We start from the raw sequence: 25218 nt of genomic DNA, 5'->3' as shown, positions 1-25218 counted from the left end.
CGGTAATGTCACGCCACACATGCTGTCTTATACGAATCGCCGACACCTCTCTCTGGAGAAGCTGGACAAGGCCAACCGTGAGCTGGTGGAGCTCTATCTGCAGCTCGATCTGCCCAAGCTTTGGGGCGATGGCAAGGCGGTGGCCGCGGACGGTACTCAGTTCGATTTCTACGATGACAACCTGCTGGCCGGCTACCACTTCCGCTACCGCAAGATGGGGGCCGTGGCCTATCGGCACGTGGCCAACAACTACATCGCTGTGTTCCAACACTTCATCCCGCCGGGCATCTGGGAGGCGATCTACGTGATTGAGGGGCTGCTCAAGGCTGATCTCAGTGTCGAGGCAGACACTGTGTATTCCGATACTCAGGGGCAATCGGCGACGGTCTTTGCCTTCACCCATCTGCTGGGCATTAACCTGATGCCACGTATTCGCAACTGGCGGGACTTGGTGATGTGCCGGCCGGATCGCGGCGCTTCGTACAAGCATATCAACCGCCTGTTCACCGACACTGCCGACTGGCACCTGATCGAAACCCACTGGCAGGATTTGATGCAGGTCGCGCTGTCTATCCAGGCCGGCAAAATCTCCTCGCCTATGCTGCTGCGAAAACTCGGTTCCTACAGCAGGCGTAACAAGCTCTACCATGCGGCACAGGCACTGGGCAGCGTGATCCGTACGATCTTCCTGCTCAACTGGATCGGCAGTCGCGAGTTGCGCCAGGAGGTCACCGCGAACACCAACAAGATCGAGTCCTACAACGGTTTCTCAAAGTGGCTATCCTTCGGCGGCGATGTGATCGCCGAAAACGATCCGGACGAGCAGCAGAAACGCCTGCGCTACAACGACATGGTGGCCTCGTCGGTGATCCTGCAGAACACCGTGGACATGATGCGCATCCTGCAGAAACTGGCCCGCGAGGGCTGGCAGTTCACCGATGAAGATGTGTCCTTCCTCAGTCCCTACCTGACCAGCAACGTCAAGCGCTTCGGCGAGTTCAATCTTAAGCTCAATCGGCCACCGGAGCCCTGGATCAAGGATTCGGTATTCCAGCAGGCTGCCGGCTCGCTGCGAGTCAATACGGCCAGCAAGGCCGATGCCGAGGAGGCAACATGATCGAGATTCCGCCGGCGTCTTTTCAGATTACTCCTTACGGCGATGTGGATTCTGTAGCACTGGAAAGGCTGCGAACGAACTTCGACACCACCCGGCTTCTGCAGTTGGTTGGCCGACTGGATGCATGTCTGGCAGAACTGGGTGGAATTAATGACATGCGCGACGAACTACTGCGGTTGCATGCAATGGCGCTGACAGTAATCGAGGGCGTCGTACCGACAGTCCCAACTGAGAATGTCAGCATTTGGGAAGCGGCCGAATCGGTACGGCTAGATCTCGAAACGCTGAGTTCTTGGATACGCATTGCTCAGATGACGATTGCACCGTTGGGTGATCTTGTTCCAGGCCATGAACGATAGCTGGCGTTGGGCTCAAGCCAAACTCGGTGCAGGTTTGAGCGTTGATTTTTTCAGGACTCAGCTAAATGCTCTGCACAGACAGTGCAGTTAGCTGAGTCCTGAAAAAGAAAAGCCGCCCGTAGGCGGCATAAGAGGGGCACACGGATGAAACTGCAATATAGCCTGGGATCTCTGCATCGTCACGCAGCCGCTCGATATGCCACTACTGGCATTACACGTTAAGCACATCGATTATCCAAGCCTTCATCGCACACAAGGCTAATGGATTTGTGCTGCAGGCACCACTCTCCAGTGCGGTCTTAAGTTGTTCTATATCGACTTGTTGCACGTATCGTTCAGCATCGCCTAGTCGCTGCTCACCTCCAAAGCCGCCACCGCGCATTTCAGCCAGAGCTTGCTCCTTGCTCCAGTTCTGATAAACGATGCGATATAGCGCCGCAATCAGGCCAGTTCTGTTTTGTCCATGCTTACAGTGAATCAGCACAGAACCGAGATCTTGTGACTGTCGGATGCTCCGTAGTGCTGCGATCACATCCGTATCATCAACTCTGTCAGTATGGAATGGCAGGTGAATCTGACGCACTTTTGGATCATGCAGCCAAGCGGAGTCGCTACGTTGATAGAAATTGATCACTGTCGTGACGCCCAGCTCTTTGAGCATCGATTGAGCCTCATTGTCAGGCAAAGCACTGCGATAGAGATTGGGCTGTATCTGATACAGGTTCAACCGCTCATCTAGCGGCTCCGCCCAACTCTGTGGCCGAGTCTCGCCAGTCAGGCTCTGAATTGTAGGCGCGGCACTCCAGGCCATGCTAACAGGCAGTGCTGCCAATGCAGCGACCAATACCAGCGCTGCCAGGCACAGGCGAAGGAACCATAGAAGACCTTGCATCAGTTCTGTCCTCCCGCTAAATCAGGCGCAAGCTGAGACAGTTGCATTGGTTGTGGCGCTTTATAGAGAATCCACCGGTAGCACAGCACTCCGATCAGCCAGTCGAACAACAAGGTCCACAGGTTATGCGAGAGGAAATGCGCGCCCTGCATCATACGTCCCAGCGAAAACACTGCTCCCAGTCCCAACGCAACAACTAAAGCAATGCGAGCGGTGCGAGGACGCCTGTCGCGCAGTGCGAAAAACAGAGCCAACAGAGAGAACCCTGCCGAGGCATGCCCCCCTGGCCAACAGCGCCCTGGCTTTTCGGTTGACGCGCGCTCACTGAGCAAAGGTGTAAAAGTTTCTGCTCCCCCGAACTCGCTCAAACTCCATGGGCAGTGCACGCCAGTCAGTGTTTTCAGCGGAGTGACAATACTGGTTGATAGAGCCAATGCCAGTACCAGGTAACCTAGTTGACGACGAAAAGGACTTAGCCTGGTTGGCATCAGACTTAGTACGAAACCGAAAATGGCCATTACACCCACGAAAATAACAGCTTGCTTCGCCCGGTCATGGAGTATGTCTTCCAGCCAGAAGCTGTGACGTCCGATAAAGCCCTGGCCCGGCTCGTAAAACAGTTCTGCCAAAGCGAAATCAACTCCACTAGGGTCAAGCAGCAACAGTAAGGCCATAAGCCCTAACGGAATACCTATCGCAAGACGGAAATCAAAGTAGCGAGAAGCGCTTTCTGAGCGGTCGGCCGTCATTTCAGTAGCTCCAAATCAAAGCACCGCCAGGCGGTGCCTGTAATGCATGAGTGGGTTAACGCAGGCCCAACTTTTCATCTGGCAGCAACCCTGACCGCCAAGCTATAAGTCCCTTCTGAAAGGCATAGCTAGCACCCTGGTAGTAGGCGATATCGCGACGCAGCAGCCCGTCATCGGTGCCAATGATCGACTCATGGCTCAACCCCAATGCGTCTTCATGTTTGCGCATGCCACGCCTTGGACTGAGAATGGCCAGATTGTTGCCATCGAACAGTCCTAGGTGCTGGTAGTTACCAACCAGAGCGCGTCCAGCAGTGCGATCCTTTCGCAGCACGTTGCGCCCGAAAAACGTTGAGACATAGTCGATATTGAGCATGCCCAGCAAAGTTGGAGCCAGGTCGATCTGACTGACAACATCGGTGAACTCTCTAGGTTCGATATGTTCCGGAGCGTAAATGAACAGCGGGATGTGGTAGTTGGCCACTGGCAGATCTTCCTTACCGGCGCTGCCTGCAGTGTGGTCGGCGACGAAGACGAACAGCGTGTCCTTGAACCAAGGTTTTTCCCGCACTTGGGCAAGGAGTTGGCCAATGGCGTAGTCGGTATACTTCACCGCTCCTTCGCGACCGTCACCGGAAGGTATGTCGATGCGACCTTCAGGGTAGGTATAGGGTCGATGATTTGAGGTGGTCATCAATTGCAGGAAGAAAGGTTTGCCGGCTGCATGGTCTGCATCTGCAATTTTGAGGGCTTGCTTATAGAGATCTTCGTCCGACATGCCCCAGGCATTTTTGAAGGCAATATCAGCCTCGGCCACGCTGCTTTGGTCAACGATGCGATAGCCGTTGCCGCCAAAGAAAGCATTCATGTTATCGAAGTAACCACGGCCGCCGTAGAGAAATGCACTGTCATACCCTTGGGCGGCGAACTGCTGACCAAGACTCGCATAACCAGCTTCACGACCAATACGTTTGACGATCGAACGCCCCGGCGTTGGTGGAATCGACAGAGTGATGGCTTCTAGACCCCGATCAGTTCGGGTGCCCGTGGCGTAAAATTTGCTAAATGCCAGGCTCTGCTTGCGCAGTGCGTCCAAATTCGGTGTCAATCCGCGGCTGTCACCGAAGCTACCCAGGTATTTGGCACTCAAACTCTCGATGGTTACTAGTACCACGTTTAGGCGTTTTGGTTGCCCAGGATTATCGATTTCACGGCGAATATCTAACGGGTCGCTGCCGATAAAACGTGCATTGGGTTCGCTCACCTCACGTCGCAGCAACCCGGCGACTTCGGACTCCGGCAGGGTCGAATAAAACTGCTGGTAGTCCAGTTCGTTATTCCGAAATGCAGCAAAGAACTGGAAAGGACCATTGCTCGCCAGTTCGCGCTGATAGGCATTGCCACCTATTCCACGGGGGGAGTTCTGCCCAACAAACGCGCTACTAAGCCCGGCCAGCAAGAGCAAAACACCCAGACTATAAAAAGCTTGCTTAGGTGCCATGCGTGGGGCATCCAAGGCAGCTGCTAGGGGGCGGCGAAGGATGAATGTCAGACCAATGGCCAAGATGGCGAGCAATGCCAGTAAGGGGTAAATCGGGTAGGACTCAAGAATGTTGTTGATCACCTCCTCGGAGTACACTAGGTAGTCAACGGCGATGAAATTGAAGCGTACGCCGAATTCGTCCCAAAACAGCCATTCCGCAACAGCAGTGAACAGCATGACGAATAGACTGAGGGCCATGGCGCTGGCCATGAACTTTTTGTGCCAGCGCTGCTGCCAAATCGCGCGCGGGCAAAGCAGCAGGTAAAGCGCCATTGGCAAGGTCGCGTAAAGCAGGAAGCTCAAGTCGTAGATCATCCCTATGGCATACAAGCCCATAAGGTTCGAAATGCTGATATTCGCATCTGCCAGGTGGCTAACCAGCAACAGGCTCCGAGTCAGAGTGAATACCGTTAGCCACGCCAGCACGACGATGGATAAGTAGCGAATTTGCGCATAATGAAGCTGGGGCATCGTATGATCCTTTTTGGATGAACGGGCCGCAGTCTGCATTTGCCTCTGTTAGTAGCCTGTCAAAGCGACGTGAAAAAAGCGTCAAAATCAAAGAGTAATCAGCCGATGCGTATTCTGGTCATCGAAGACAACCGCGACATCCTGGCCAATGTGCTGGACTACCTGCAGCTAAAGGGCTTCGGCGTCGACTGCGCGCAGGATGGCTTGAGCGGCTTACACCTAGCCAGCACGGGGCACTACGATTTGATCGTGCTTGACATCATGCTGCCGGGCATCGACGGTTATCAGGTGTGCAAACGCCTGCGTGAGGATGGCCAGAGCGAGGTACCAATCCTTATGCTGACTGCCCGTGATGCGCTTGACGACCGGCTGCACGGCCTCAACGTCGGAGCTGACGACTATCTGATCAAACCCTTTGCCCTATCCGAGTTAGTCGCGCGTATCGAGGCGATCCTGCGCCGCAGCCAAGGCAGCCGAAAACGCCAATTGAAAGTAGCGGATCTGATCTATGACTTAGATACGTTGCATGTCAGTCGAGCAGGCCGACCGCTCAAGCTGAATCCCATTGGTCTAAAGCTATTAGCTGTGTTGATGCAGAAAAGCCCGGCCGTGGTACGCCGCGAAGTACTGGAGGAAGCGCTCTGGGGAGATGACTGCCCCGATAGCGATAGCTTGAGAAGCCATATCCACCAACTCCGTCAGGTTCTCGATAAACCCTTCAATACAGAGCTGCTGCATACTCAGCATGGTGTTGGTTACCGCCTTGCGGAAAAAACTGATGGTATCTAAACAACCTTTTGCACGGCGCATCCTGCTTGCCTTTGTATTGATGACCGTAATGGTAAGCGGCATCTTTTCCATAGGCATCGTAGCGGTGGTGCACTTTGTCGAAGAACATCTGGTTTCCGAGGAGTTACAGCGGGAACTGAATACCGTGCTGCACCAGGATATCAATCGAGGTCGGCCACCACGTTTGGACTCTAGTACCCGATTTTTCGCCTCTAGCCATTCCGAATATGCCATTCCCGAGCAGTATGCAAATCTGGAAGAAGGCTTCAATGAGGTCGTCGATGGCAATGAGGCGTTCTATGTCTATGTCCAGGAAATCAACAATCAGACCTATCTATTGGTGCAAGAACAACACGAGTTCGAGGCCCGTGAGCAAGTTCTATTCGATGTAGTACTAGCAGGCTTTCTACTGACCATCGCAGCCGCATGGGGGCTCGGGCTAGTCATGGCGCGTAAGGTGATGGCGCCCATCAGTCGCTTGGCTCAGCAGGTGCGTCATCGCGACCAATTGCACTCTTTGGCTCCGCCACTTGCTCCCGATTACCCTGATGACGAAATTGGTCAACTGGCAGCTGCCTTTGACAGCACGTTGGGCCAAGTGCGTCAGTCACTGGAGCGTGAACGGCTATTCACCAGTGATGTCAGCCATGAATTGCGCACCCCACTCATGATCATTGCCACTTCCTGTGAGTTGCTTGCAGAGGTGAAGCTTGAGCAGCGCGAGCGTGTGCAGATTGAACGTATAGACCGGGCTTGCGAGGAGATGCGCGAGCTGGTCCAGACCTTCCTGCAACTAGCCAGAGATAAAGCTAATGAGACAGCCTTTGTCGCGAGTAGCAGTTTAGCCAAGGTGGCCACCGAGCAAGCCGAGCGTTGGGGCCCAATGCTCAGAGAAAAAAAACTGGATTTCCAGTGCATTGAAGAGGGTACGGATGATGGTCGCTACAATCCTACTTTTCTCAACGCGGTGATGGCCAACCTACTGCGAAACGCACTGCATTACACCGAGAGGGGGTTTGTACGCCTAGTAATAGGATCTGGAGAGTTTCGCGTAGAGGATAGTGGCAGCGGCATTCCTTTCGAGCAGCACGAGCAGATTTTCCAGCCCTTTGTACGTGGTACACAGGCGCGAGGGGATGGTTTGGGGCTGGGTCTTTCATTAGTAAAACGCATCTGTAGCAAGCAGGGTTGGACGATCTCGGTTCAGAACCTACCCGGTGGGGGAGCATGCTTCAGCGTAACCTTGAAAAGCGTTGTTTGACGATTTTTTCACATCCTTTTGACAGGGCCATGATGCCCACCCCCCTAGTGTGGCGAGCGTACCTTCTTGTGGACGCCTCGCTATGTCGAAACCAAATCCCATCGAACTCGAATTTTCCCGTAAATATGACCAAGAGCATGCTCAGCAGTACCTGATTAAACATCAGGATGGCTTGGCTCGGCAGCTGTCGCACTGGCGCGATATTCAGGTGGCGCGCAGGGCTCTACAGCTAGCAGATGAACCCAATTTGGTGCTGGATTTGCCCTGTGGTGCTGGGCGTTTCTGGCCCATGCTTTGCGAGCAACCCAATCGGGTGATCCTCGCCGCCGATAACTCAGCCGATATGCTCGCTACAGCATGCGCCGCACAACCGCCAGAGGTAGTCTCGCGGGTTAATACCTTTCAGACTTCGGCGTTTGATATTGACCTGGGTGTCAATGCGGTGGACTGCATCTTCTGCATACGTCTGCTGCATCACATTGAATCATCTGAGCACCGACTGGCCATTCTGCGTGAGTTCCATCGCGTTAGCCGCGATAGCGTAATACTTTCGCTCTGGGTTGATGGCAACTACAAGGCATGGAAGCGTCGCCGCCTGGAACAGCGGCGAGCAGATGAAGGCCGGGCGTCACAAAACCAAAACCGATTTATCGTAGCCAAGTCAGTTATCGAGGATGAATTTAAACAAGCCGGCTTCCGCGTCGTCGATCACCTAGATTTTCTTCCAGGCTACGCCATGTGGCGCACTTATGTGCTGCGCAAGGAGGCCTGAGCCATGGGCGTAATGACCGAAAAAGCATCGCCGCAGCTCATCACTACAGAATTTGATCGCTGGTGGAATAGCTCCGGTATCTGGGTTGAACCGGCCAACAAGCGACGTGGTGACGAAAGTGGCGTTCAGTTTTTGCAGCAGCGCGATTTAATGCGGCCACCCTTGTACTGCAAGCGTCAGATTGGACATACCTACCGAACTTTTTTGCATCCGTTTGGTCGCCCGACCATCTTGCGAGAACTGCAGGCCTATCGCGCTTTTGCCCGCCTGGGCATCAAGACACCTAACGTCGTTTACTGCACTGCACGACAGCAGCATGGTGCCTGGCAGGCGCTGCTGGTGACTGAAGCCCTGCAAGGCTTTGTCAGCCTAGAGCAGTGGTACGCTGTTGAGAATAGTGCCGAGCTTACGAAGGCTGCACTGATACAACTCGCAGCAACCCTAGCACGCTTGCATTTGGCGGGCTGGCAGCATGGTTGCTGTTATCCCAAGCATATCTTCGTCAAATCCCAGGTTAACGAAGGCGGCACGGTGACGGTCGAAATAGCCTTGCTCGATCTCGAAAAAAGCCGCCGACGTCTACGAATCAAAGACGCTGCTCGCCGTGACCTAGGCCAGTTAGGGCGGCACCGTGGAAACATGCCTGAAACTGATCTGTTGTTTCTCCACCAGGCCTATCAGCAAGCGCTGAACAACTCTGCTGGAGTGCTGCAGCCATGAGCAACATGCCACAGAGCGACGAATTGGATGCCCTCTCGTTTAAAGGCCGCAGCGGCTTTACTCGCATTATTTATGCCACTAGATACTCGCTGGCAGGCTTGCGGGCAGCGTTTCAAGGCGAAGCCGCTTTCAGGCAACTGCTGTTATTAAATGCAGTGCTTCTGCCGCTGGCCTGTGTGGTGGACGTGACCCGCAGTGAGCGCGTACTGCTAATGCTCGTGCCGATGCTGGCGCTGGTAGTGGAGCTACTCAACTCAGCCATAGAGAGCACTGTTGACCGTATTTCCCTGAGCATCCACCCACTGTCTAAACAAGCCAAGGATATGGGAAGTGCGGCGCAACTCATTGCACTGATACTAATTGCCCTTACTTGGGGTTTAATCCTGTTATAGCTTCCAATTCTTAAATTATAGAAGGCTACCCACTATGCCTCCCCGCATACCAGCGTCCGCTGATGCCTACAATGCGAAAGAAAAACTTGGCCTAAGCGAACACCTTACTTTCCTTTTTGGCAGTGCAGCGCTGTTAGTAACTTTGCTGACCCTGTTACGCGTGGCTCTATTGCTTTTCAACCGAGAACTGATTGGAGCTACCGCGTGGACCAGCCTGGCAGAAGCGTTTTTTAATGGCCTGCGTTTCGATTTGCGCTTAGTGGTCTATATCTGCGCACCACTGACCCTGGCATTGGCATATCGCCCGGCAATGATCCGCCGGACATGGCAACGCATTTGGCTAGGAACTTGCGCAGCGGTAGCTATCCTGCTGGGCATGATTGAGCTGAACTTCTATCGAGAGTTTCATCAGCGTCTCAACGCATTGGTCTTTCAATATTTGCAAGAAGACCCGGCAACTGTGCTGAGCATGCTCTGGTATGGCTTTCCAGTGCTGCGCCTACTGGGTGCCTGGCTGGCGTTGAGCACCCTCTTTTTCGTACTGCTGGGTTGGCTGGATATACGTACTCGTGGCCAGTCCCGCTCAACCGTCGAGTCGCGCCGAACAATGAATAACCTCGGTCATGGTATGGCGCTGCTGCTTTGCCTGGCTATATCGGTTGTTGTGGCGCGCGGTACTTTGCGGCAAGGGCCGCCACTACGCTGGGGGGATGCATTCACCACAGACTCAATGTTTGCCAACCACCTAGGCCTCAATGGCACCTTGAGCCTTTATGCCGCGGCCAAGAACCACTACTCAGGTGATCGCGCCGACAAGATTTGGAAGAGCCGCATGCCCGCAGATCAAGCGACGACCCTGACACGCGATCTCTTATTCACCGAACACGACCGCCTAGCAGACCAGAACACAGCAGCGATCCGCCGCGATTTTCAGCCCCCACAAAATACGCGCCTGCCGATCCGCAATGTCGTAGTGATTCTGATGGAGAGTTTTGCTGGGCACTTTGTTGGCGCGCTCGGCAGCGAAGCTGGCATCACACCGAACTTCGATCAGCTGGCTCAAGAGGGTGTGCTGTTTCGCCGCTTCTTCGCTAATGGCACCCATACCCATCAAGGCATGTTTGCCAGCATGGCCTGTTTCCCAAACTTACCCGGTTTCGAGTACTTGATGCAGACTCCGGAAGGAGGCCACCAATTCTCCGGTCTGGCTCAGTTGCTTAGCACCCGCGACTTCGACGATCTGTATGTCTACAACGGCGATTTTGCCTGGGATAACCAACGTGGTTTTTTCAGCAACCAGGGCATGACAAGGTTTATCGGTCGTAATGACTTTGTTGACCCCGTGGTATCAGACCCGACATGGGGAGTGGCTGACCAGGATATGTTTGATCGCGCTGCAGAAGAACTGCTCAAGCAAGACCCGAAGAAACCCTTCTATGCACTCCTTCAAACGCTTTCAAACCATACGCCTTACGCGCTGCCAGGTGTGTTGCCTATTGAGCCGGTCACAGGACAAGGTTCGCTTGACCAGCACCTGACAGCTATGCGTTATTCTGACTGGGCTCTTGGACGATTTTTTGAAAAGGCTCGTAAAGCGCCTTATTTCAAAGACACCCTATTCGTGGTCGTGGGTGACCATGGTTTTGGTGCGCAAGAGCAGTTAACCGAGATGGATTTGTACCGATTCCATGTCCCCATGCTGTTGATCGCGCCGGGCGTCCAAGACGCCTTTGGTAAGACCCAGGATGTCGTCGGCAGTCAGGTTGATATCGTCCCAACCATCATGGGCCGGCTTGGAGAGCCTGTGCGCCACCAGTGCTGGGGGCGCGACTTGTTGAGCTTGCCAGATGGCGACAGTGGCTTTGCCATTGTGAAACCCTCGGGCAGTGACCAGACAGTAGCCATGATCAGTGACGAACGTATGCTGGTATTGCCTAAGGACATGCCTCCACGCAGCTATCAATACACTTTGGGCCCGCATCCGCAAGGTGCCCTGACGCCTACTACAGAGCGGGATGACCGTTTGGGTATGCAACTACAGGCCTACCTACAGACCGCAACCAACAGTCTGCTCAGTAATACGACAGGGGTTGAGGATAGGATTTCGAATAAGCCTGACGCTTCCATAAGCGCTCTGTCCGTGGTCGAAAAGAATCTGCAGGAAAATTGAATCTCAAATTTCCTGCACTCTCAGCGCAACCTTATTCCGTAGTATTTCACCCGCCTAAATGCGGGAGCACAAATTTTTCACATTTGTATTGCTAGGCTGTCTTGGTGCTTGAAAACTGGCTGGTGGAACGGCTCAGGACCACCAAGCGGAACGACGTATTTGGAAAAAACACACAGGCATTGCATGAAGATCACTATTTTCGGAACTGGTTACGTCGGTCTGACCCAGGCGGCATGCCTGGCTGAAGTAGGTCACACAGTATGCTGCATCGACATCGACGAGCGCCGTATCGCCCAGCTCAACCAGGGCTTGTCACCGATCTATGAGCCTGGTCTTGAAGCCTTACTCCTAAGCAATCTCTCAGCGGGTCGCCTGAGCTTCACCACCGATGCAACAGAAGCCGTGGGCTTTTCCAAAGTGATTTTCATCGCCGTTGGTACTCCACCTGACGAAGACGGCAGCGCTGACATGCAATACGTTTTCGCCGTGGCCCATACGATCGCCGAGTACTCCCGTGAGTCCAAGGTGGTGATCAACAAATCCACCTCGCCTGTGGGGACTGCCCAGCGTATTCAAGCGCGCATCCAGTCGGCTCTGAGCAAGCAGGGGCGCGACCTGGGTGTACAGGTGGTCTCCAACCCCGAATTCCTCAAAGAAGGCTCGGCGGTTGATGACTGCATGCGCCCCGAGCGCATCATCATCGGCATCGATGGCGAGCAGAACATCGAGCTCTTCCGCGAAATCTACAAGCCGTTCAGTCGCAATCATGAAAAATTGATCGTCATGGACAGCCGCAGCGCCGAGCTGACCAAGTACGCGGCCAACTGCATGCTCGCCACCAAGATTTCCTTTATCAACGAAATGGCCAATCTCGCCGAGCGCCTGGGCGCAGATATTGAGATGGTGCGCAAGGGCATAGGCTCCGACTCGCGCATCGGTTATGACTTCATCTATGCCGGCTGTGGCTACGGAGGCTCCTGCTTCCCGAAGGACATTCAGGCGCTGCAGCGCATTGCGGGGGAGGCCGGCTACCAACCGCTGCTGCTGGAGGCCGTGGAGTCGGTCAACCAGCGCCAGAAGCAGAAACTCTTCGACAACATCCGTCGTCACTACAACGACGATATCAGTGGCAAGACCTTCGCCGTCTGGGGCCTGTCTTTCAAGCCGAACACCGACGATATGCGCGAGGCTCCCAGTCGCGTCCTGCTGGAGTCCCTCTGGGCAGCGGGTGCGCGCGTTCGCGCCTTCGACCCTGAGGCAATGCACGAAGCCCGGCGCATCTATGGAGAGCATCCCGGCCTGTACTTGGCCGACTCCAAAGAGGAGGCCCTTGAGGGGGCGCACGCCCTGGTGATCATCACCGAATGGCTGAATTTTCGCGTCGCCGACTTCGGACTGATCCGCCAACGCCTGGTCAATCGGGTGGTGTTCGATGGGCGCAATATCTTCGAACCTGAACAGTTGGTGCGCGAAGACCTGACCTACTACTCCATCGGCCGCGCGGTCAGTGGAATGGTGCAGGCATGAAGTTTCTCGTTACTGGTGCAGCGGGCTTCATCGGTTTTCATACCGCCATGCGTCTGTGCCAGGCCGGACACCAGGTCTTGGGCATCGACAATCTGAACGACTACTACAGCGTCGAGCTCAAACAGGCACGGCTATCGCAGTTGACTGGAATGCCCAACTTTTCATTCATTCAGCAAGATATCGCCGACCGTGACGGCATGCAGGTGCTGTTCCAGAAGCACCAGTTCGAGCGTGTGATCCACCTGGCGGCGCAGGCCGGGGTGCGCTATTCGCTGGAGAACCCCCACGTCTATGCCGATGCCAATCTGAGCGGCTTCGTCAACATTCTGGAAGGCTGTCGGCACAACGCTGTGAGTCATTTGGTCTACGCCTCCAGCAGCTCGGTCTATGGCATGAACAGCAAGGTGCCCTTTGCCATCGATGACGCCGTCGACTGCCCGATATCGCTCTACGCCGCGACCAAACGCGCCAACGAGCTAATGGCCCATACCTATGCCCACCTCTACCGCATCCCCACTACCGGCCTGCGTTTCTTCACCGTATATGGTCCGTGGGGGCGGCCTGACATGGCGCCCTTCAAGTTCACCAAGGCGATCCTCGACAGCCAGCCTATTGACATCTACAACAATGGCGACATGTCGCGGGACTTCACCTACATCGACGATGTCGTCGAAGGCATCGTCCGCATCCAGGGCTGTCCGCCGCCCTATGCCGACGAGTCGGAACAGGCCCGCCAGGGCGCCCCGGCGCGCCTGTTCAATATCGGTCTGGGTTCGCCGGTACGTCTGCTCGACTTCGTCGGTTGTATCGAGGCGGCCACCGGTGTCCAGGCGATAAAACACATGCAGCCCATGCAACCCGGGGATGTACCGCAAACCTGGGCCGACACCAGTGCGTTGGCCCAGCGGACAGGCTTCCGCCCCGAGACACCGCTGCAGGAAGGTGTGACGCGCTTTGTCGACTGGTACTGCGACTTTTATGGAGTCTGACGCGATGCGCAGTCGAGCAGTGATTTCAAGCGAACAGCCTATGCTGGCAACGAGTGGCGCAGGAGCACGTCGATGCTAAACCCGCGCGTGCTCATCAAGGGCCTGGTGCTTATCCTCAGTCTGGCGTTACTCGGCTACCTGTTCGATAGCAGCGACCTCGGCAACGCCATCAACGAAGCCTGGGTCGATGCCCACATCCGCGGCCACGGCCTGGAGGGTACGCTGCTATTTCTGGCCATGGGCATGTTGTTCACCGCTCTGGGGCTGCCGCGCCAGATCATCGCCTTCCTCGCCGGGTATGCCTTTGGCCTGCTGACCGGCACCCTGCTCGGCACACTGGCGGCACTGCTGGGGTGCCTGGTTACATTCCTCTATGCCCGGCTGTTCGGCAGGCGCCTGCTGCGCGACCGCCTTGGCAGGCGCGCCGCACGCTTCGATCGCTTCGTTCACGAGCACCCGTTCTCGATGACCCTGTTGATTCGCTTGCTACCCATCGGGAGCAACATCCTGACCAACCTTGTCGCCGGGGTTTCCAGCGCCCGTATGCTGCCTTTCCTCGCCGCCAGCTTCGTCGGCTACCTGCCCCAGACGTTGGTCTTCGCTCTCGTCGGTAGTGGCATCAATGTCGCACCGACGTTGCGCATCGGGGCTGCTTCCCTGCTGTTCCTGGCGTCCGGCATGCTCGGCGCCTACCTGTACCATCGTCATCGCCACGGCCTCAGCTTCGACGACCGGATCGATGCCGCTCTCGGTGAGGTGGAGCAATCTTGAACCCGCTGGAGGCCTGACCTCTCACTTCCCCAGTGGTCTTGTTTCTTGACCGGCACGAATGACTCGAATGAACGCACCCCATGGACCTAGCATGCTGACCAAGCCCGAACTCTCCGTACTGATTCCGGCCAAAAATGAAGCCGAAAACCTGCCTGCCTTGCTCGAGGAAATTCGCCTGGCATTGGCCGGCGAGAACTTCGAGGTGATCGTGGTCGATGATGGCAGCACTGACAGCACCGCCGCGCAACTGCTTGCCCTCAAGCGCGACGGCTACGCGCAGCTACGCATCCTCAGTCAGGATCGCTCACTCGGCCAGAGCACCTCGATCTACCATGCGGCTCAGGCCGCACAAGGCACTTGGCTGGCCACGCTGGACGGCGACGGGCAGAACGACCCGGCGGATATCCCAGGCATGCTGGCCATCGTCCGCACAGCGGACGCGTCACAGAACCTCAAGCTGATCGCCGGCCACCGGGTCAATCGCCGCGACACCGCCAGCAAGCGCTGGGCCTCGCGCTTTGCCAATCGCCTGCGCAGCTATCTGCTCAAGGACAACACTCCGGACACCGGCTGCGGGCTGAAGCTGATCGAGCGCGAAGCCTTTCTCCGCCTGCCTTACTTCGACCACATGCACCGTTTTATCCCGGCGCTGATTCAGCGCCACCAGGGCGGCATGCGGGTCCACCCGGTCAACCACCGCCCGCGCAGTGCCGGGGTGTCAAAGTACGGCAATTTGGACCGCGCACTGGTGGGCATTCTCGATCTGTTCGGCGTCTGGTGGCTGATCCGACGCACGCGTTTCAACGCCAGCCCGCGTGAACTGGAGATCTAGGCATGGGTCACCTCGCCCTCCTGACCAAGAGCGTCTACTTGCGCCTGGTTAGCTCTCGAAGCTCCGCGCTGCTGTTTCTGATGTTGCTGGCCGCAGTCATGCTTAGTGCAGGGCTCGGCCTGCGCCAGCCATCAAACGTGGACGAGGAGCGCTTCCTCGGGGTAGCTTGGGAAATGCTCCAGAGTGGCGGCTGGCTGATCCCCCACCGCGCCGGCGAAATCTATCCGGACAAGCCACCGCTGTTCATGTGGGCCGTCGGCGGTCTGATCAAGCTCGGCATCGCCCCTACGATCGCCCTGTTCCTACCGGCACTGCTGGCCGGTGTGATAACAACGGCCTGCCTGCACGACCTCGGCTCACGCCTTTGGAATCGTCATATCGGCATGATCGCAGGCCTGCTGTTTCTCGCCACCTATCAAACCTACAGCATCCTCCGCGCGGGGCAGATCGATGGATTCCTGCTGCTGTGGATCGCCATCGGCTTCTACGGCATGGTCCGTCACTTGCTGCTAGGCCCAGACTGGCGCTGGTTCTATCTCGCGTGCGCGGCCATGGGGTTCGGCGTCATCAGCAAAGGCGTCGGCTTCCTACCTGCGCTGATGCTGATTCCCTACGCCTACGCAGCTCGCCGCGAGTGGAATCACGTCGTACGCATGCCGAATGAAACCTGGGCCTGGGCACTGGGACTGCTTGTTGCATTGGCGGCCATCTGTACTTGGCTACTGCCAGTGATCATCAAGATCACGGTATCGGGCGATGAAGCGAGTCGGGCCTATCTGGGTGAAATCCTCCTAAAACAAACGGCGAAGCGCTATGCCGATGCCTGGCACCACCGCGAGCCGTTCTGGTTTTTCTTCACAAACGTGATTCCCAAGAACTGGCTGCCCCTGATACTGGCCCTGCCCTGGATGGCGCCGGCTTGGCGCCGCCAGCTGGCCAAAAAGGATGGCCGCTACTTGGTGCTGCTCGGTTGGGTCGTCCTCGTGCTGATCTTCTTCAGCCTCAGCAGCGGCAAGCGCAAGCTCTACATCTACCCGGCCATCCCCGGTCTTGTGCTGATCATGGCGCCTTTGGTGCCCTGGTTGCTACGCCGTTGGTTCGCCCAGCGCCCGCGAGGCCGAAAGATCTTCATTGGCCTGACCCTATTCTGGTTCTTCGCGTGGTTTGCCCGCGGCTTCATTGAACCTATCAAAGAAGGCATCAATCCACGCCAAACCTTGATGGCAAGCGTGGCTAAGGCAACCCACAGCGCCGAGCTGATACTGACCAACTGGCGCGAAGGCCACTGGTTGTACTCCCGTCAACCATTGGTGCACTTCGGCGTGGTAGCACCGAATCAGGTCGACAAAGCCGCCGAATGGATACGTCGACATCCCGACACTTTCGCAATGGTCCGCGCCTCAGAATTGACGCGCTGCTTCATGCCAGAGAAGGCGAAGCGCGTCGGCGATGGGGACGAAGAGGATTGGTACTTGGTACAGGTGGATGCCGACAACGGCCAGTGCCACGACGCGACATTCGCCGAACAACCACCTTATCGCTTCGCCTGGAAGCAGCCACTCGATTGATGGCCCGTGAACGAACTTGCGGCCCCTCCCTTGGAGGGCACCCAGCCAGCGGTCGCCCGTACTACAGGAAAAACGCCATGAACAGTGCTGTTGAACACAACAAAGGCAAGCTCAAGCCGAGACGCGAACTGCACTCGCTTGGTTTGTTCAGTCTGGGCCTCTTGATCCTGTTGCTGGCCGCCATAGCCTCCAACAGTTTCCATTGGCATGACCGCGCCTGGTTCTATGTCACCAGCCGCCTGACTGCCGATCAATGGAAGGGGCGCAGCATTTGGCTACCGGATTATAAGGTAGAGGTCGAGGCGCGACCGGTAATAGGTATTAGCGACGACTTGTCTGCCATCGACTACGCTCCAGACCGCAAACGTCTACTGGCAGTGACCAATGCCCCGCCGATCATGCTGGTGGAGTTGGACCGCGAAGGAAGTCTCACGGCACAGTACCCACTGAATGGCTTCGAGGACGTAGAAGGTCTGGCCTACATGGGCGACGGTCTGGTGGTGGTGGCTGACGAACTCCAACAGCAATTGGTGTTCTTCCGCCTGCCCGAGCAACCTGGCCAGGTAGTCGACAAGCTAGACGCCCAGACTCTGGCCCTGCCTCTTACGTCCAGCGCTCACAACAAAGGATTCGAAGGCGTAACCTACGACGCCATTCATGACCGCATCTTCGTCGCAAAGGAACGCGACCCTCGCAAGCTCTATGTCGTCAGTGGCGCTAAAGCGAGCCTCAACGCCAAGCTCCAGCTCAAGGTGGAAGATCTTAGTGGCTGGATCGATCGCAGCGTATTCGCCCGGGACATCTCCGACCTGCACTTCGACGAACGAACCGGACATCTTTTGGTGCTCAGCGACGAGTCGAAGTTGGTGATTGAACTCAGCGAGAACGGCGATGGGGTCAGCTTCCGTACTCTGCTCGGCCGCTTTAGCGACTTGAAGAAAAGCGCAGGCCAACCCGAAGGCTTGACCATGGACGACGAAGGACTCCTCTATGTGGTCAGCGAGCCCAATCTTTTCTATCGCTTCAAGAAGGATTAAGTTGCTATGGGCTGCCCTCGGATTGCCTTTGCGGGTGGCCCTCCACACACGGAGCGGTCCGCCAGGAAAGGAACTCAAGCATGCTTTACCTTATCGATGTGCAACCTGCCTATTGCCCCAAGTGTGGCAAGCCCATGGAGCCGCGGCTGCATGGTTGGGAAGCACAGGATCGTTTCTACAACGCCAAGCAACCATTTCTCTGCGATTGCGGCGCGCGTTATCTGCTCAAGGAGAATGCCGTTGCCACTGCATTCGATCATCCCGAGCCCGTAGGTGGTGATGCCGGCTTCGATCGAGCGGATAGGATGAACGTGTTATCCGAGTTGTATGTGATTCTCGGTGCTCTCGATGCCCCTGAGGCGGTGCTGGACCAGGTACTAGCCGCAGCCGAAGGTGATTCGCTGCCGTATTCCACGCTGCTCCCTTTTGAGAAGGAATAAATGGATAAGATTCATTGGTTTGCCGTTTCAAACCCTGAGCAGAAGCGATTCCCCGAATGGAGACGATCTTTCGGTATCAGTGACAACGGCATCGTCTTCGTGCCAGCAGCGATGGCTGGTGATGATTCAGAGTTGAACGTCATGCTCTGCGCGGCGGCCGAAGGCCAAAGCACCACGGTTCACCTCGATCATCACTTCGTGCCTAGTGGCTGGCTCACGAGAGTTCCCCAAGCACTTCGAACTGATCGAGATCATCGAGGCCCGTGCACAGCTCACGCTGGCGGCTGCCTTTCAACAGCACGAGGCCTAGGGTCACTGGTCAGGGCTTTTTGGCAATAACCAAGAGCCCGGCCACGATCAACCCGGCACCGGCCAGCATCCGCAGCGTGATCACTTCGCGCAGCAGTAGCCAGGCCATCAGCATCGCTACCACGACGCTGCCCTTGTCGATCAGCGCCACCGTGGCTACGTCTCCCAACTTCAACGCCTTGTAGTAGAAGATCCAAGACAGCGCCGTGGTGATGCCAGAGAGGCCAAGCCACAGCAGGTTGCGCTGACTGACCTCGGCGAGCTGCTGTACGGGTACTGCCCAAACCGCGAAGAGCAGCACGAAAGCGCAGACGAACAGCGTACGAATCGTCAGCCCCAGCTCGCCGGAAATCCCATTGAGCCCCATCTTGGCGATCACCGACGTGAATCCGGCGAAGAACATCGAGATAAAGGCGTACAGCACCCATTTTTCCATGACCGGCGCGTCCTATTTGAACAGCCTGCGGGGTATCCACCACAGATAGAACACCATACCGAACAGCTCGATTACCGACTGCAGGACGATAACCATGGCTGCAACCTCCCAGCCCGCAGGCAGGGCCAGGGCGAATGGCAAGACCACAAAAGAATTGCGTGTACCCAAGCTGAATGCCAGGGTGCGGGCGTGATCGCTGGGCAACACCATCAGCCGCGCCAGTAGCTTGGCAATGTAAGGCACAGCCAGCAGGAACAACACGAACACCGGGATGACGATAAGCAACTCTCTCAGCGCAGCTCGCACCGCCTCAGCCTGGGCACCGGCGATGAGGAACACCACCAGTGTCAACAGCGGCACCGGCCACCAGGCCAGTCGCTCGCGCCAAACATCGCGCCCCGCTCGGGCCTCGATCCAGCGCTCCGACAATGCAGCTAACACAAGCGGTATCAATACGACCAACAGAGCTGGCCAGAGGTCGATCACCCGCAATTCTAAGGCGACGCCCTGATCAAGCATCAACCACAGATAGAGCGGCAACAATGCCAGCTGCAGTAGCAGGTTGATCGGCGTGACCGCAATAGCACGGGGCACATTGCCTCCACCCAGTTGGCTGAAGGTAATGAACCAGTCCGTGCAGGGCACGAGCAACACCAGCAACACGCCCATGCGCAGTGCTGGGTCGTGAGGCAGCCACTGCAACATGGCCCAGGTCAGCAGGGGAACGAGGAGGAAGTTGCCCAGCAGCACCGCGCCAACAAAGCGATGGTCGCGAAACGCCTCACGCACATGTAACAGCGGCATCTGCACGAAGGTGGCGTAGAGCAACGCCACCAGAGCCGGCCACAACATGTATTCCAGAGTACTTCCCATTCCGGGAGCGAGATTGCCAAGGGCCAGTCCGGCCAGTATGCCACCCAGGTACAGCCAGACCTGGTTGCGTTCGAGTGTCAGGCGTTCCACTGTGAGTCCTTCTTCGATGCTAGGCGATTAAGCCAATGTCGTTGGCGATGCGGGCGATCAATCGGTGCAGCTTACCGGGCCACTTTGGAGCCCGACTTGGCTTCATCCGTCGTTTACATGGCGCCGAAAAATTAAGACGTTATCGAACAGCTTGCCGGCGAAGCCGAGCTCTATCGGTGTCTTGATGTAGAGCACTACCAGTCAGCCAGCTCGAAAAAGTTCGCCGAATGCGGGTTGGGGGTTGGGGGTTGGGGAGCAATGGAACCAAAAACCAACGTAAGCCCTACTACCTCCAACCGCATCATGCCCGTTCTCTTTCCCCATGCAGCGAAACGATCAGCGGGCAGGTAACAGTCCCTTGGCTCGCACAACAGTCATGAACCAGTCGCGCCAAGACTGATTCGATTCGCTGCAGATCCGCGAGTTTTCCCCGCACATCCTCAAGCTTCTGCTCGGCGAGCGCGCGCGCTTCGTCGCAGTGAGTGCCGTCGTCCAGTCGCAGCAGGCCGGCCACTTCTTCGAGGCTAAAGCCCAGCCGCTGCGCGGACTTCACGAATCTCACCCGTGCGACATCCGCCGCGCCGTAACGGCGAATGCTGCCGTAAGGCTTGTCCGGTTCGGGCAACAGTCCCTTGCGCTGATAGAAACGGATGGTTTCCACGTTGACCCCGGCCGCCTTGGCGAAGGCGCCGATGGTCAGACTTTCCACAGTGTTCTCCATAGCGCTTGATCCCGTACTTGACTACGGAAGTAACCTTAAACCATCGATCATATGCTCAAAAGGAGAAATGCATGTCTGAACCGTCAAACGGGCGCGCCCCTCTTGTCGCCGGGGGGCTGGCGGCGATTCTCGCCTCGACCTGCTGTCTTGGGCCATTGGTACTGATCACCCTGGGATTCAGCGGGGCGTGGATCGGTAACCTGACCGTGCTGGAACCTTACCGACCGTTCTTCATCGGTGCAGCACTGGTGGCGCTGTTCTTCGCCTGGCGACGGATCTTCCGCCCGGCAACTGCCTGCAAATCAGGCGAGGTCTGTTCCATCCCGCAGGTACGCACCACCTACAAGCTGCTGTTCTGGTTGGTGGCGGCCTTGGTGCTGGTCGCACTCGGCTTCCCTTACATCCTTCCGTTGTTCTACTGATCAGGAGCTAGCCATGAAAAGACTGCTCGCATCCCTCGCCTTCGCTACCCTCATCGCCACGCCTATCTGGGCTGCCACCCAGACCGTCACCCTAGCGGTGCCCGGCATGACCTGCGCCGCCTGCCCGATCACGGTGAAGAAGGCGCTGACCAAGGTCGATGGCGTGACCAAGGCCGAGGTGAGTTTCGAGAACCGCGAAGCCATCGTCACCTTCGACGATGCCAAGACCAGTGTCGAAGCTCTCACCCAAGCCAGCGAAAACGCGGGCTACCCGGCTTCGCTCAAGGAGTGACCATGAGCAACCCAAAACCGCTGTTGAAGATCGGCGTGAGCGGATCGGTAGTGGTGGCATTGTGTTGTTTCACGCCAGTGTTGGTGATTCTGCTCGGGGTATTTGGCCTATCCGCCTGGGTCGGCTACCTGGACTACGTACTGTTTCCGGCGCTCGGTGCCTTTATCGCGCTGACCCTTTATGCCCTGCACAAGAAGCGTAAAGCCGAGGCCTGCTGCACAGCCGATTCGAAGATGGGAGAAAAGTGATGATCGAGCTCCAGGTGGAGGGTATGACCTGCGGATCGTGCACGGAGCACGTCAAACAGGCATTGGAGCAGGTGGCTGGTGTGCGCTCGGCGAGCGTGTCCTATCCGCAGGGATTGGCAGCGATCGCGACCGATGGCCATGTGGACTTGGAGCCGCTTATCGCGGTGGTCACCGCACTCGGTTATCGCGCGCGGATCGCCGACGGCTCTGCCGGTCCATTCGACCAGGTGCCGGGCTGGCCGGGTCGGGAAACTACGCAGACCGGCGATGAGCAATCGCTGCACGTTGCCATCATCGGCAGCGGCGGCGCCGCCATGGCGGCCGCCCTCAAGGCAGTGGAAGGCGGTGCCCGCGTTACCCTGATCGAGCGCGGCACCATCGGCGGCACCTGCGTCAACGTTGGCTGCGTGCCGTCGAAGATCATGATTCGCGCCGCGCATGTGGCCCATCTGCGCCGCGAGAGTCCGTTCGACGCTGGATTGCCCGCCACGCCGCCGAGCGTGCTGCGCGAACGGCTGCTCGCCCAGCAACAAGGTCGCGTGGACGAACTGCGTCATGCCAAGTACGAAAACATCTTGGAGAGCACGCCAGCTATCACTGTGCTGCGCGGCACCGCCCGTTTCAGGGATGGCCGCACACTTAGCGTGGAACTGGCCGAGGGCGGCGAGCGTATCGTTGCCTTCGACCGCTGCCTGGTTGCCACCGGCGCGAGCCCGGCCATTCCGCCGGTTCCCGGTCTCAGTGGCACGCCGTACTGGTCCTCTACCGAGGCGCTGGTGAGCGACAGCATTCCCAAACGCTTAGCCGTGATCGGCTCCTCGGTGGTAGCGTTGGAGCTGGCCCAGGCCTTCGCCCGCTTGGGTAGCCAGGTTGCGATCCTGGCGCGCCACACGCTGTTCTTCCGCGAAGACCCGGCCATCGGCGAAGCGCTGACGGCGGCCTTCCGCCTGGAGGACATCGAAGTGTTGGAGCAGACGCAAGCCAGCCAGGTGGCCCACGCCAACGGCGAGTTCGTGCTGACTACCAACCACGGCGAACTGCGTGTCGACCGACTGCTCGTCGCCACCGGCCGCACGCCCAACACTCAAGGCATGAACCTGGAAGCAGCCGGCGTACAACTGGATGAACACGGCGCCATCCAGATCGACTCCGGCATGCGCAGCAGCGCCCCCGATATCTATGCGGCCGGCGATTGCACCAACCAGCCGCAGTTCGTCTATGTCGCGGCGGCGGCCGGCACTCGCGCGGCGATCAACATGCTTGGCGGCGAGGCGACGCTCAATCTCGATGCAATGCCGGCCGTGGTGTTCACCGATCCGCAGGTGGCCACCGTCGGTTACAGCGAGGTGGAAGCGCACCACGCCGGCCTCGAAACCGACAGTCGCACGCTGAGCCTGGACAACGTGCCCCGCGCGCTGGCCAACTTCGACACCCGCGGCTTCATCAAGCTGGTCGCCGAGGCCGGTACAGGCCGGCTGCTGGGCGTGCAGGCGGTGACGCCGGAAGCGGGCGAGATCATCCAGACTGCCGCCATCGCCATCCACGCGCGGATGACCGTGCAGGAACTGGCCGACCAGTTGTTCCCCTACCTGACCATGGTGGAGGGACTGAAACTCGCCGCGCAAACCTTCACCAAGGACGTGAAGCAACTGTCCTGCTGCGCGGGTTAAGGGAAAACTGCACCGTGTCAGGAGACGAGAGCCGAGGCTATTGCATCAGTGAGATCGGAACAGCCAAGGAGGTGGGGGCGGACACTCGCATCACCACAGCTTGCAGCGCCGAGACGCAGACCGAAGGGGCCAGGGCGGTATCTCTTGGAAATCTAACCCCAGCTAATCGCATGCTGGCCAAAAGTGGGCTGAATTGGGCACCCAAAATAGGATTCTATAATCGCTCTATAATCAACTATAAAGGCCTATAAAGCTCATCCTAGAGCTGTCCAGCTGCCTGTAAGCGTCGGGCAAAGAGCCCGACTGCACTTCATGCTGCCAATGGCCGATATCTCACAAGCCGAGGCATAGTGGCGGGCTGCACGCAACGTTGCACCGTCGTTCCTGGTGTAGGCCGATGTCAATGAGAAGCTGGAAGTTGAGCCGTGGAGCCAGTATGCAATTCAAGGGCGGGTTTAGCTGCAAGGCCACCAAAGGATATGGCGGGGTCGATGTAGCGCATGGCCGACTTGATGTCTTTCCAGCCTACATAGGTCATCAGCGCCTTGAGATCCCAACCATTGGCCGTGGCCCAGGTGGCAAAGCCTCGGCGCAACGAATGACTGGTGTACAGATCGGCGGGGATGCCGGCGCGCTGCAGGATCTGGCGCAACAGACTGATTAGGCTGCCGGGATGCAGCGCATCGTCGCTCAGGTGCCCCCAGCGATCCAGGCGGCGGAACACTGCGCCGCAGGCGATGCCGGCGACACCAATCCAGTCGAGATAGGCCTGTACCGGGCAGAGGCGTTTCAGGGCCGGTGCGTAATGGGTCGTGCCGAGGTTTTCCCGGTCACCCTTGCTCTGCGGCAGGAATAGGCTCATGCCCGCACCGGCTTCGGCCTGGATATGCTCGACCTGCAGTCGACAGAGTTCGTCGCTTCGAAACCCCCGCCAGAAGCCGATCAGTACCAGTGCCGCATCGCGTCGGCTGCGCAGCAGGCTTGCCAAATCGCCGGACTGCCGAGCCCGTTCGGCTTCCTGATTCAACCAGTGAACCGCCTGTTCCAAGTGCTGCAACTGCAACGGGGTTGCCTGCTTGGCTTGCGCCGGATGCAATGTGCGGATGCCTTTGAGCACCTGGCGCACCGTGGGCGTTTTGGTCGGATCAGGAAAGCCCTGGCTGACATGCCACTGAGCCAGGGCGGCCAGGCGCTGTTTGAGCGTGCTGAGGCTCAGGCTGTCGGCATAGTCCACAAGGTAACGCACGATGCTGTCGCTGGTGGCGGGCAGGAAGCCACCCCAGGCCACCTCGAAGTGTTCGATGGCTGATTGGTAGCTGCGGCGGGTGTTTTCCCGCGTACCGGCTTGCAGATAGCGCCCGACGTCTTTCATCGCTCGAAATGCCCTTTGTGTACTTGAAAACGGCAGCAAAGCGACCGTTTGTGCCGATCTTATTGGATAACGCTCTATTATTTTATCTGATTTATTTGCTTTGAACGCGCTTTACATCAATCGAATTTAGTATGTAAATACATGGTACGTAATCCACTACGAAATCGTAGGAGCAAACCATGGCCCGCGGCGGCATCAACAAGGCACTGGTTCAGAAGGCGCGACAGGCGATCCTGGCGCGAGGCGAGAACCCAAGCATCGACGCGGTACGGGTCGAACTTGGCAATACCGGCTCGAAAACCACCATTCACCGCTACCTGAAAGAACTCGAAGATGCCGATCGCGGCCGGGGTGCGGGCTTGTTGCCGCTGACCGAAAACTGACCC

Annotated in this window: 26 protein-coding genes and 1 pseudogene; 20 read left to right on the top strand and 7 right to left on the bottom strand. The window is 57.4% G+C overall.

The window, feature by feature from the left end:
• Together MST27_RS21695 and tnpC are read left to right on the top strand one after the other, a co-directional pair.
• Positions 1 to 1117, top strand: a 1117-nt coding sequence (locus MST27_RS21695; protein WP_243607949.1) for a transposase, incomplete at its 5' end; no start/stop codon positions are given.
• Positions 1114 to 1476, top strand: coding sequence for a Tn3 family transposase post-transcriptional regulator TnpC (gene tnpC, locus MST27_RS21690; protein ID WP_023445404.1), 363 nt, complete (start codon positions 1114 to 1116; stop codon positions 1474 to 1476). The genes MST27_RS21695 and tnpC, both read left to right, overlap by 4 nt.
• A 211-nt stretch (positions 1477 to 1687) precedes the next feature.
• On the opposite strand, the gene MST27_RS21685 is transcribed toward tnpC, so the two are convergent.
• The 3 genes from MST27_RS21685 to MST27_RS21675 are packed head-to-tail and all read right to left on the bottom strand — an operon-like array spanning position 1688 to position 5131.
• The gene (locus MST27_RS21685; RefSeq protein ID WP_023445405.1) at positions 1688 to 2368 is read right to left on the bottom strand and encodes a dual specificity protein phosphatase family protein; all 681 of its coding nucleotides are present in this window, start codon (positions 2366 to 2368) and stop codon (positions 1688 to 1690) included.
• Positions 2368 to 3117 carry a phosphatase PAP2 family protein gene (locus MST27_RS21680; protein ID WP_243607948.1) on the bottom strand — a complete coding sequence of 250 codons (750 nt, stop codon included), beginning with the start codon at positions 3115 to 3117 and terminating at the stop codon, positions 2368 to 2370. The genes MST27_RS21685 and MST27_RS21680 overlap by 1 nt, the downstream gene beginning before the upstream one ends.
• A gap of 55 nt (positions 3118 to 3172) precedes the next feature.
• The gene (locus MST27_RS21675; RefSeq protein WP_243607947.1) at positions 3173 to 5131 is read right to left on the bottom strand and encodes an LTA synthase family protein; all 1959 of its coding nucleotides are present in this window, start codon (positions 5129 to 5131) and stop codon (positions 3173 to 3175) included.
• Between the two features lie 105 nt (positions 5132 to 5236).
• Between MST27_RS21675 and MST27_RS21670 the strand changes: the two genes are divergently transcribed.
• The 13 genes from MST27_RS21670 to MST27_RS21610 all read left to right on the top strand — a co-directional run bounded on the left by MST27_RS21670 (position 5237) and on the right by MST27_RS21610 (position 18399).
• Positions 5237 to 5920, top strand: coding sequence for a response regulator transcription factor (locus MST27_RS21670; protein ID WP_064494813.1), 684 nt, complete (start codon positions 5237 to 5239; stop codon positions 5918 to 5920).
• The gene (locus MST27_RS21665; RefSeq protein WP_237265158.1) at positions 5910 to 7181 is read left to right on the top strand and encodes a sensor histidine kinase; all 1272 of its coding nucleotides are present in this window, start codon (positions 5910 to 5912) and stop codon (positions 7179 to 7181) included. Before MST27_RS21670 ends, MST27_RS21665 begins: the two co-directional genes overlap by 11 nt.
• A gap of 82 nt (positions 7182 to 7263) precedes the next feature.
• Positions 7264 to 7953: a class I SAM-dependent methyltransferase gene (locus MST27_RS21660; RefSeq protein ID WP_243607946.1), complete on the top strand. Its 690-nt coding sequence runs from the start codon at positions 7264 to 7266 to the stop codon at positions 7951 to 7953.
• Positions 7954 to 7956: 3 nt separating this feature from the next.
• Positions 7957 to 8673, top strand: a complete 717-nt coding sequence (locus MST27_RS21655; RefSeq protein WP_243607945.1) for a lipopolysaccharide kinase InaA family protein — start codon at positions 7957 to 7959, stop codon at positions 8671 to 8673.
• A 5-nt stretch (positions 8674 to 8678) separates the two neighbouring features.
• The gene (locus tag MST27_RS21650; RefSeq protein ID WP_064494859.1) at positions 8679 to 9065 is read left to right on the top strand and encodes a diacylglycerol kinase; all 387 of its coding nucleotides are present in this window, start codon (positions 8679 to 8681) and stop codon (positions 9063 to 9065) included.
• 34 nt (positions 9066 to 9099) lie between these two features.
• The gene (locus MST27_RS21645; protein WP_243607944.1) at positions 9100 to 11235 is read left to right on the top strand and encodes an LTA synthase family protein; all 2136 of its coding nucleotides are present in this window, start codon (positions 9100 to 9102) and stop codon (positions 11233 to 11235) included.
• Positions 11236 to 11418: 183 nt separating this feature from the next.
• On the top strand, positions 11419 to 12762 hold the full coding sequence (locus MST27_RS21640) for a UDP-glucose dehydrogenase family protein (RefSeq protein ID WP_023445413.1): 1344 nt from the start codon (positions 11419 to 11421) through the stop codon (positions 12760 to 12762).
• Positions 12759 to 13751, top strand: coding sequence for an NAD-dependent epimerase (locus MST27_RS21635; RefSeq protein WP_023445414.1), 993 nt, complete (start codon positions 12759 to 12761; stop codon positions 13749 to 13751). Before MST27_RS21640 ends, MST27_RS21635 begins: the two co-directional genes overlap by 4 nt.
• Before the next feature lie 72 nt (positions 13752 to 13823).
• A complete protein-coding gene (locus MST27_RS21630; protein WP_023445415.1) occupies positions 13824 to 14522 on the top strand; it encodes a TVP38/TMEM64 family protein in 699 nt (232 codons plus the stop codon).
• A gap of 91 nt (positions 14523 to 14613) precedes the next feature.
• On the top strand, positions 14614 to 15354 hold the full coding sequence (locus tag MST27_RS21625) for a glycosyltransferase family 2 protein (protein WP_023445416.1): 741 nt from the start codon (positions 14614 to 14616) through the stop codon (positions 15352 to 15354).
• A gap of 80 nt (positions 15355 to 15434) precedes the next feature.
• Positions 15435 to 16922 (top strand): ArnT family glycosyltransferase, encoded by a 1488-nt coding sequence (locus MST27_RS21620; protein WP_051375871.1) that lies wholly within the window; start codon positions 15435 to 15437, stop codon positions 16920 to 16922.
• 77 nt (positions 16923 to 16999) lie between these two features.
• The gene (locus MST27_RS21615; RefSeq protein WP_023445418.1) at positions 17000 to 17959 is read left to right on the top strand and encodes an SdiA-regulated domain-containing protein; all 960 of its coding nucleotides are present in this window, start codon (positions 17000 to 17002) and stop codon (positions 17957 to 17959) included.
• 80 nt (positions 17960 to 18039) lie between these two features.
• Positions 18040 to 18399 carry a hypothetical protein gene (locus MST27_RS21610; protein WP_023445419.1) on the top strand — a complete coding sequence of 120 codons (360 nt, stop codon included), beginning with the start codon at positions 18040 to 18042 and terminating at the stop codon, positions 18397 to 18399.
• Positions 18400 to 18718: 319 nt separating this feature from the next.
• Here MST27_RS21610 and MST27_RS21605 read toward each other — a convergent pair whose 3' ends face one another.
• From MST27_RS21605 to merR, 3 genes are all read right to left on the bottom strand, one after another.
• Positions 18719 to 19144, bottom strand: coding sequence for an EamA family transporter (locus MST27_RS21605; protein WP_023445421.1), 426 nt, complete (start codon positions 19142 to 19144; stop codon positions 18719 to 18721).
• A 12-nt stretch (positions 19145 to 19156) separates the two neighbouring features.
• Complete coding sequence (locus tag MST27_RS21600) at positions 19157 to 20107, bottom strand: arsenic resistance protein (RefSeq protein ID WP_023445422.1); 951 nt, start codon at positions 20105 to 20107, stop codon at positions 19157 to 19159.
• Positions 20108 to 20408: 301 nt separating this feature from the next.
• Complete coding sequence (merR, locus tag MST27_RS21595; protein WP_021018608.1) at positions 20409 to 20828, bottom strand: Hg(II)-responsive transcriptional regulator; 420 nt, start codon at positions 20826 to 20828, stop codon at positions 20409 to 20411.
• 71 nt (positions 20829 to 20899) lie between these two features.
• Here merR and merT point away from each other — a divergent pair, with 71 nt between their 5' ends.
• Genes merT through merA form a run of 4 tightly spaced genes read left to right on the top strand, consistent with a single transcriptional unit; the run spans position 20900 to position 23460 of the window.
• Positions 20900 to 21250, top strand: a complete 351-nt coding sequence (gene merT / locus MST27_RS21590; protein ID WP_021018607.1) for a mercuric ion transporter MerT — start codon at positions 20900 to 20902, stop codon at positions 21248 to 21250.
• A 13-nt stretch (positions 21251 to 21263) separates the two neighbouring features.
• Entirely contained in the window at positions 21264 to 21542 is a 279-nt protein-coding gene (merP, locus tag MST27_RS21585) for a mercury resistance system periplasmic binding protein MerP (RefSeq protein ID WP_023445425.1), read from the top strand.
• Between the two features lie 2 nt (positions 21543 to 21544).
• On the top strand, positions 21545 to 21790 hold the full coding sequence (merF, locus tag MST27_RS21580) for a mercury resistance system transport protein MerF (protein ID WP_023445426.1): 246 nt from the start codon (positions 21545 to 21547) through the stop codon (positions 21788 to 21790).
• On the top strand, positions 21790 to 23460 hold the full coding sequence (merA, locus tag MST27_RS21575) for a mercury(II) reductase (protein ID WP_023445427.1): 1671 nt from the start codon (positions 21790 to 21792) through the stop codon (positions 23458 to 23460). Before merF ends, merA begins: the two co-directional genes overlap by 1 nt.
• A 400-nt stretch (positions 23461 to 23860) precedes the next feature.
• On the opposite strand, the gene MST27_RS21570 is transcribed toward merA, so the two are convergent.
• A complete protein-coding gene (locus MST27_RS21570; protein WP_243607943.1) occupies positions 23861 to 24832 on the bottom strand; it encodes a site-specific integrase in 972 nt (323 codons plus the stop codon).
• 179 nt (positions 24833 to 25011) lie between these two features.
• On the opposite strand from MST27_RS21570, the pseudogene MST27_RS21565 reads away from it, so the two are divergent.
• Positions 25012 to 25209, top strand: a pseudogene (locus MST27_RS21565) (DNA-binding protein); the annotation flags it as partial.
• Positions 25210 to 25218 lie beyond the last annotated feature (9 nt).

Origin of the sequence: Stutzerimonas marianensis, from assembly GCF_022810315.1 — a bacterium.
Lineage (GTDB): Bacteria > Pseudomonadota > Gammaproteobacteria > Pseudomonadales > Pseudomonadaceae > Stutzerimonas > Stutzerimonas marianensis.
This window is presented reverse-complemented; position numbering and strand designations above follow the sequence as displayed.

Coding starts and splice junctions, on each gene's coding strand:
- MST27_RS21640 (WP_023445413.1), top strand. CDS start 11,419: ATGAAGATCACTATTTTCGGAACTGGTTACGTCGGTCTGACCCAGGCG.
- MST27_RS21630 (WP_023445415.1), top strand. CDS start 13,824: ATGCTAAACCCGCGCGTGCTCATCAAGGGCCTGGTGCTTATCCTCAGT.
- merR (WP_021018608.1), bottom strand. CDS start 20,828: ATGGAGAACACTGTGGAAAGTCTGACCATCGGCGCCTTCGCCAAGGCG.
- MST27_RS21650 (WP_064494859.1), top strand. CDS start 8,679: ATGCCACAGAGCGACGAATTGGATGCCCTCTCGTTTAAAGGCCGCAGC.
- MST27_RS21570 (WP_243607943.1), bottom strand. CDS start 24,832: ATGAAAGACGTCGGGCGCTATCTGCAAGCCGGTACGCGGGAAAACACC.
- MST27_RS21605 (WP_023445421.1), bottom strand. CDS start 19,144: ATGGAAAAATGGGTGCTGTACGCCTTTATCTCGATGTTCTTCGCCGGA.
- MST27_RS21625 (WP_023445416.1), top strand. CDS start 14,614: ATGCTGACCAAGCCCGAACTCTCCGTACTGATTCCGGCCAAAAATGAA.
- MST27_RS21645 (WP_243607944.1), top strand. CDS start 9,100: ATGCCTCCCCGCATACCAGCGTCCGCTGATGCCTACAATGCGAAAGAA.
- MST27_RS21610 (WP_023445419.1), top strand. CDS start 18,040: ATGCTTTACCTTATCGATGTGCAACCTGCCTATTGCCCCAAGTGTGGC.
- merF (WP_023445426.1), top strand. CDS start 21,545: ATGAGCAACCCAAAACCGCTGTTGAAGATCGGCGTGAGCGGATCGGTA.
- tnpC (WP_023445404.1), top strand. CDS start 1,114: ATGATCGAGATTCCGCCGGCGTCTTTTCAGATTACTCCTTACGGCGAT.
- MST27_RS21665 (WP_237265158.1), top strand. CDS start 5,910: ATGGTATCTAAACAACCTTTTGCACGGCGCATCCTGCTTGCCTTTGTA.
- MST27_RS21660 (WP_243607946.1), top strand. CDS start 7,264: ATGTCGAAACCAAATCCCATCGAACTCGAATTTTCCCGTAAATATGAC.
- MST27_RS21680 (WP_243607948.1), bottom strand. CDS start 3,117: ATGACGGCCGACCGCTCAGAAAGCGCTTCTCGCTACTTTGATTTCCGT.
- MST27_RS21670 (WP_064494813.1), top strand. CDS start 5,237: ATGCGTATTCTGGTCATCGAAGACAACCGCGACATCCTGGCCAATGTG.
- MST27_RS21675 (WP_243607947.1), bottom strand. CDS start 5,131: ATGCCCCAGCTTCATTATGCGCAAATTCGCTACTTATCCATCGTCGTG.
- MST27_RS21655 (WP_243607945.1), top strand. CDS start 7,957: ATGGGCGTAATGACCGAAAAAGCATCGCCGCAGCTCATCACTACAGAA.
- merA (WP_023445427.1), top strand. CDS start 21,790: ATGATCGAGCTCCAGGTGGAGGGTATGACCTGCGGATCGTGCACGGAG.
- merP (WP_023445425.1), top strand. CDS start 21,264: ATGAAAAGACTGCTCGCATCCCTCGCCTTCGCTACCCTCATCGCCACG.
- merT (WP_021018607.1), top strand. CDS start 20,900: ATGTCTGAACCGTCAAACGGGCGCGCCCCTCTTGTCGCCGGGGGGCTG.
- MST27_RS21620 (WP_051375871.1), top strand. CDS start 15,435: ATGTTGCTGGCCGCAGTCATGCTTAGTGCAGGGCTCGGCCTGCGCCAG.
- MST27_RS21635 (WP_023445414.1), top strand. CDS start 12,759: ATGAAGTTTCTCGTTACTGGTGCAGCGGGCTTCATCGGTTTTCATACC.
- MST27_RS21615 (WP_023445418.1), top strand. CDS start 17,000: ATGAACAGTGCTGTTGAACACAACAAAGGCAAGCTCAAGCCGAGACGC.
- MST27_RS21685 (WP_023445405.1), bottom strand. CDS start 2,368: ATGCAAGGTCTTCTATGGTTCCTTCGCCTGTGCCTGGCAGCGCTGGTA.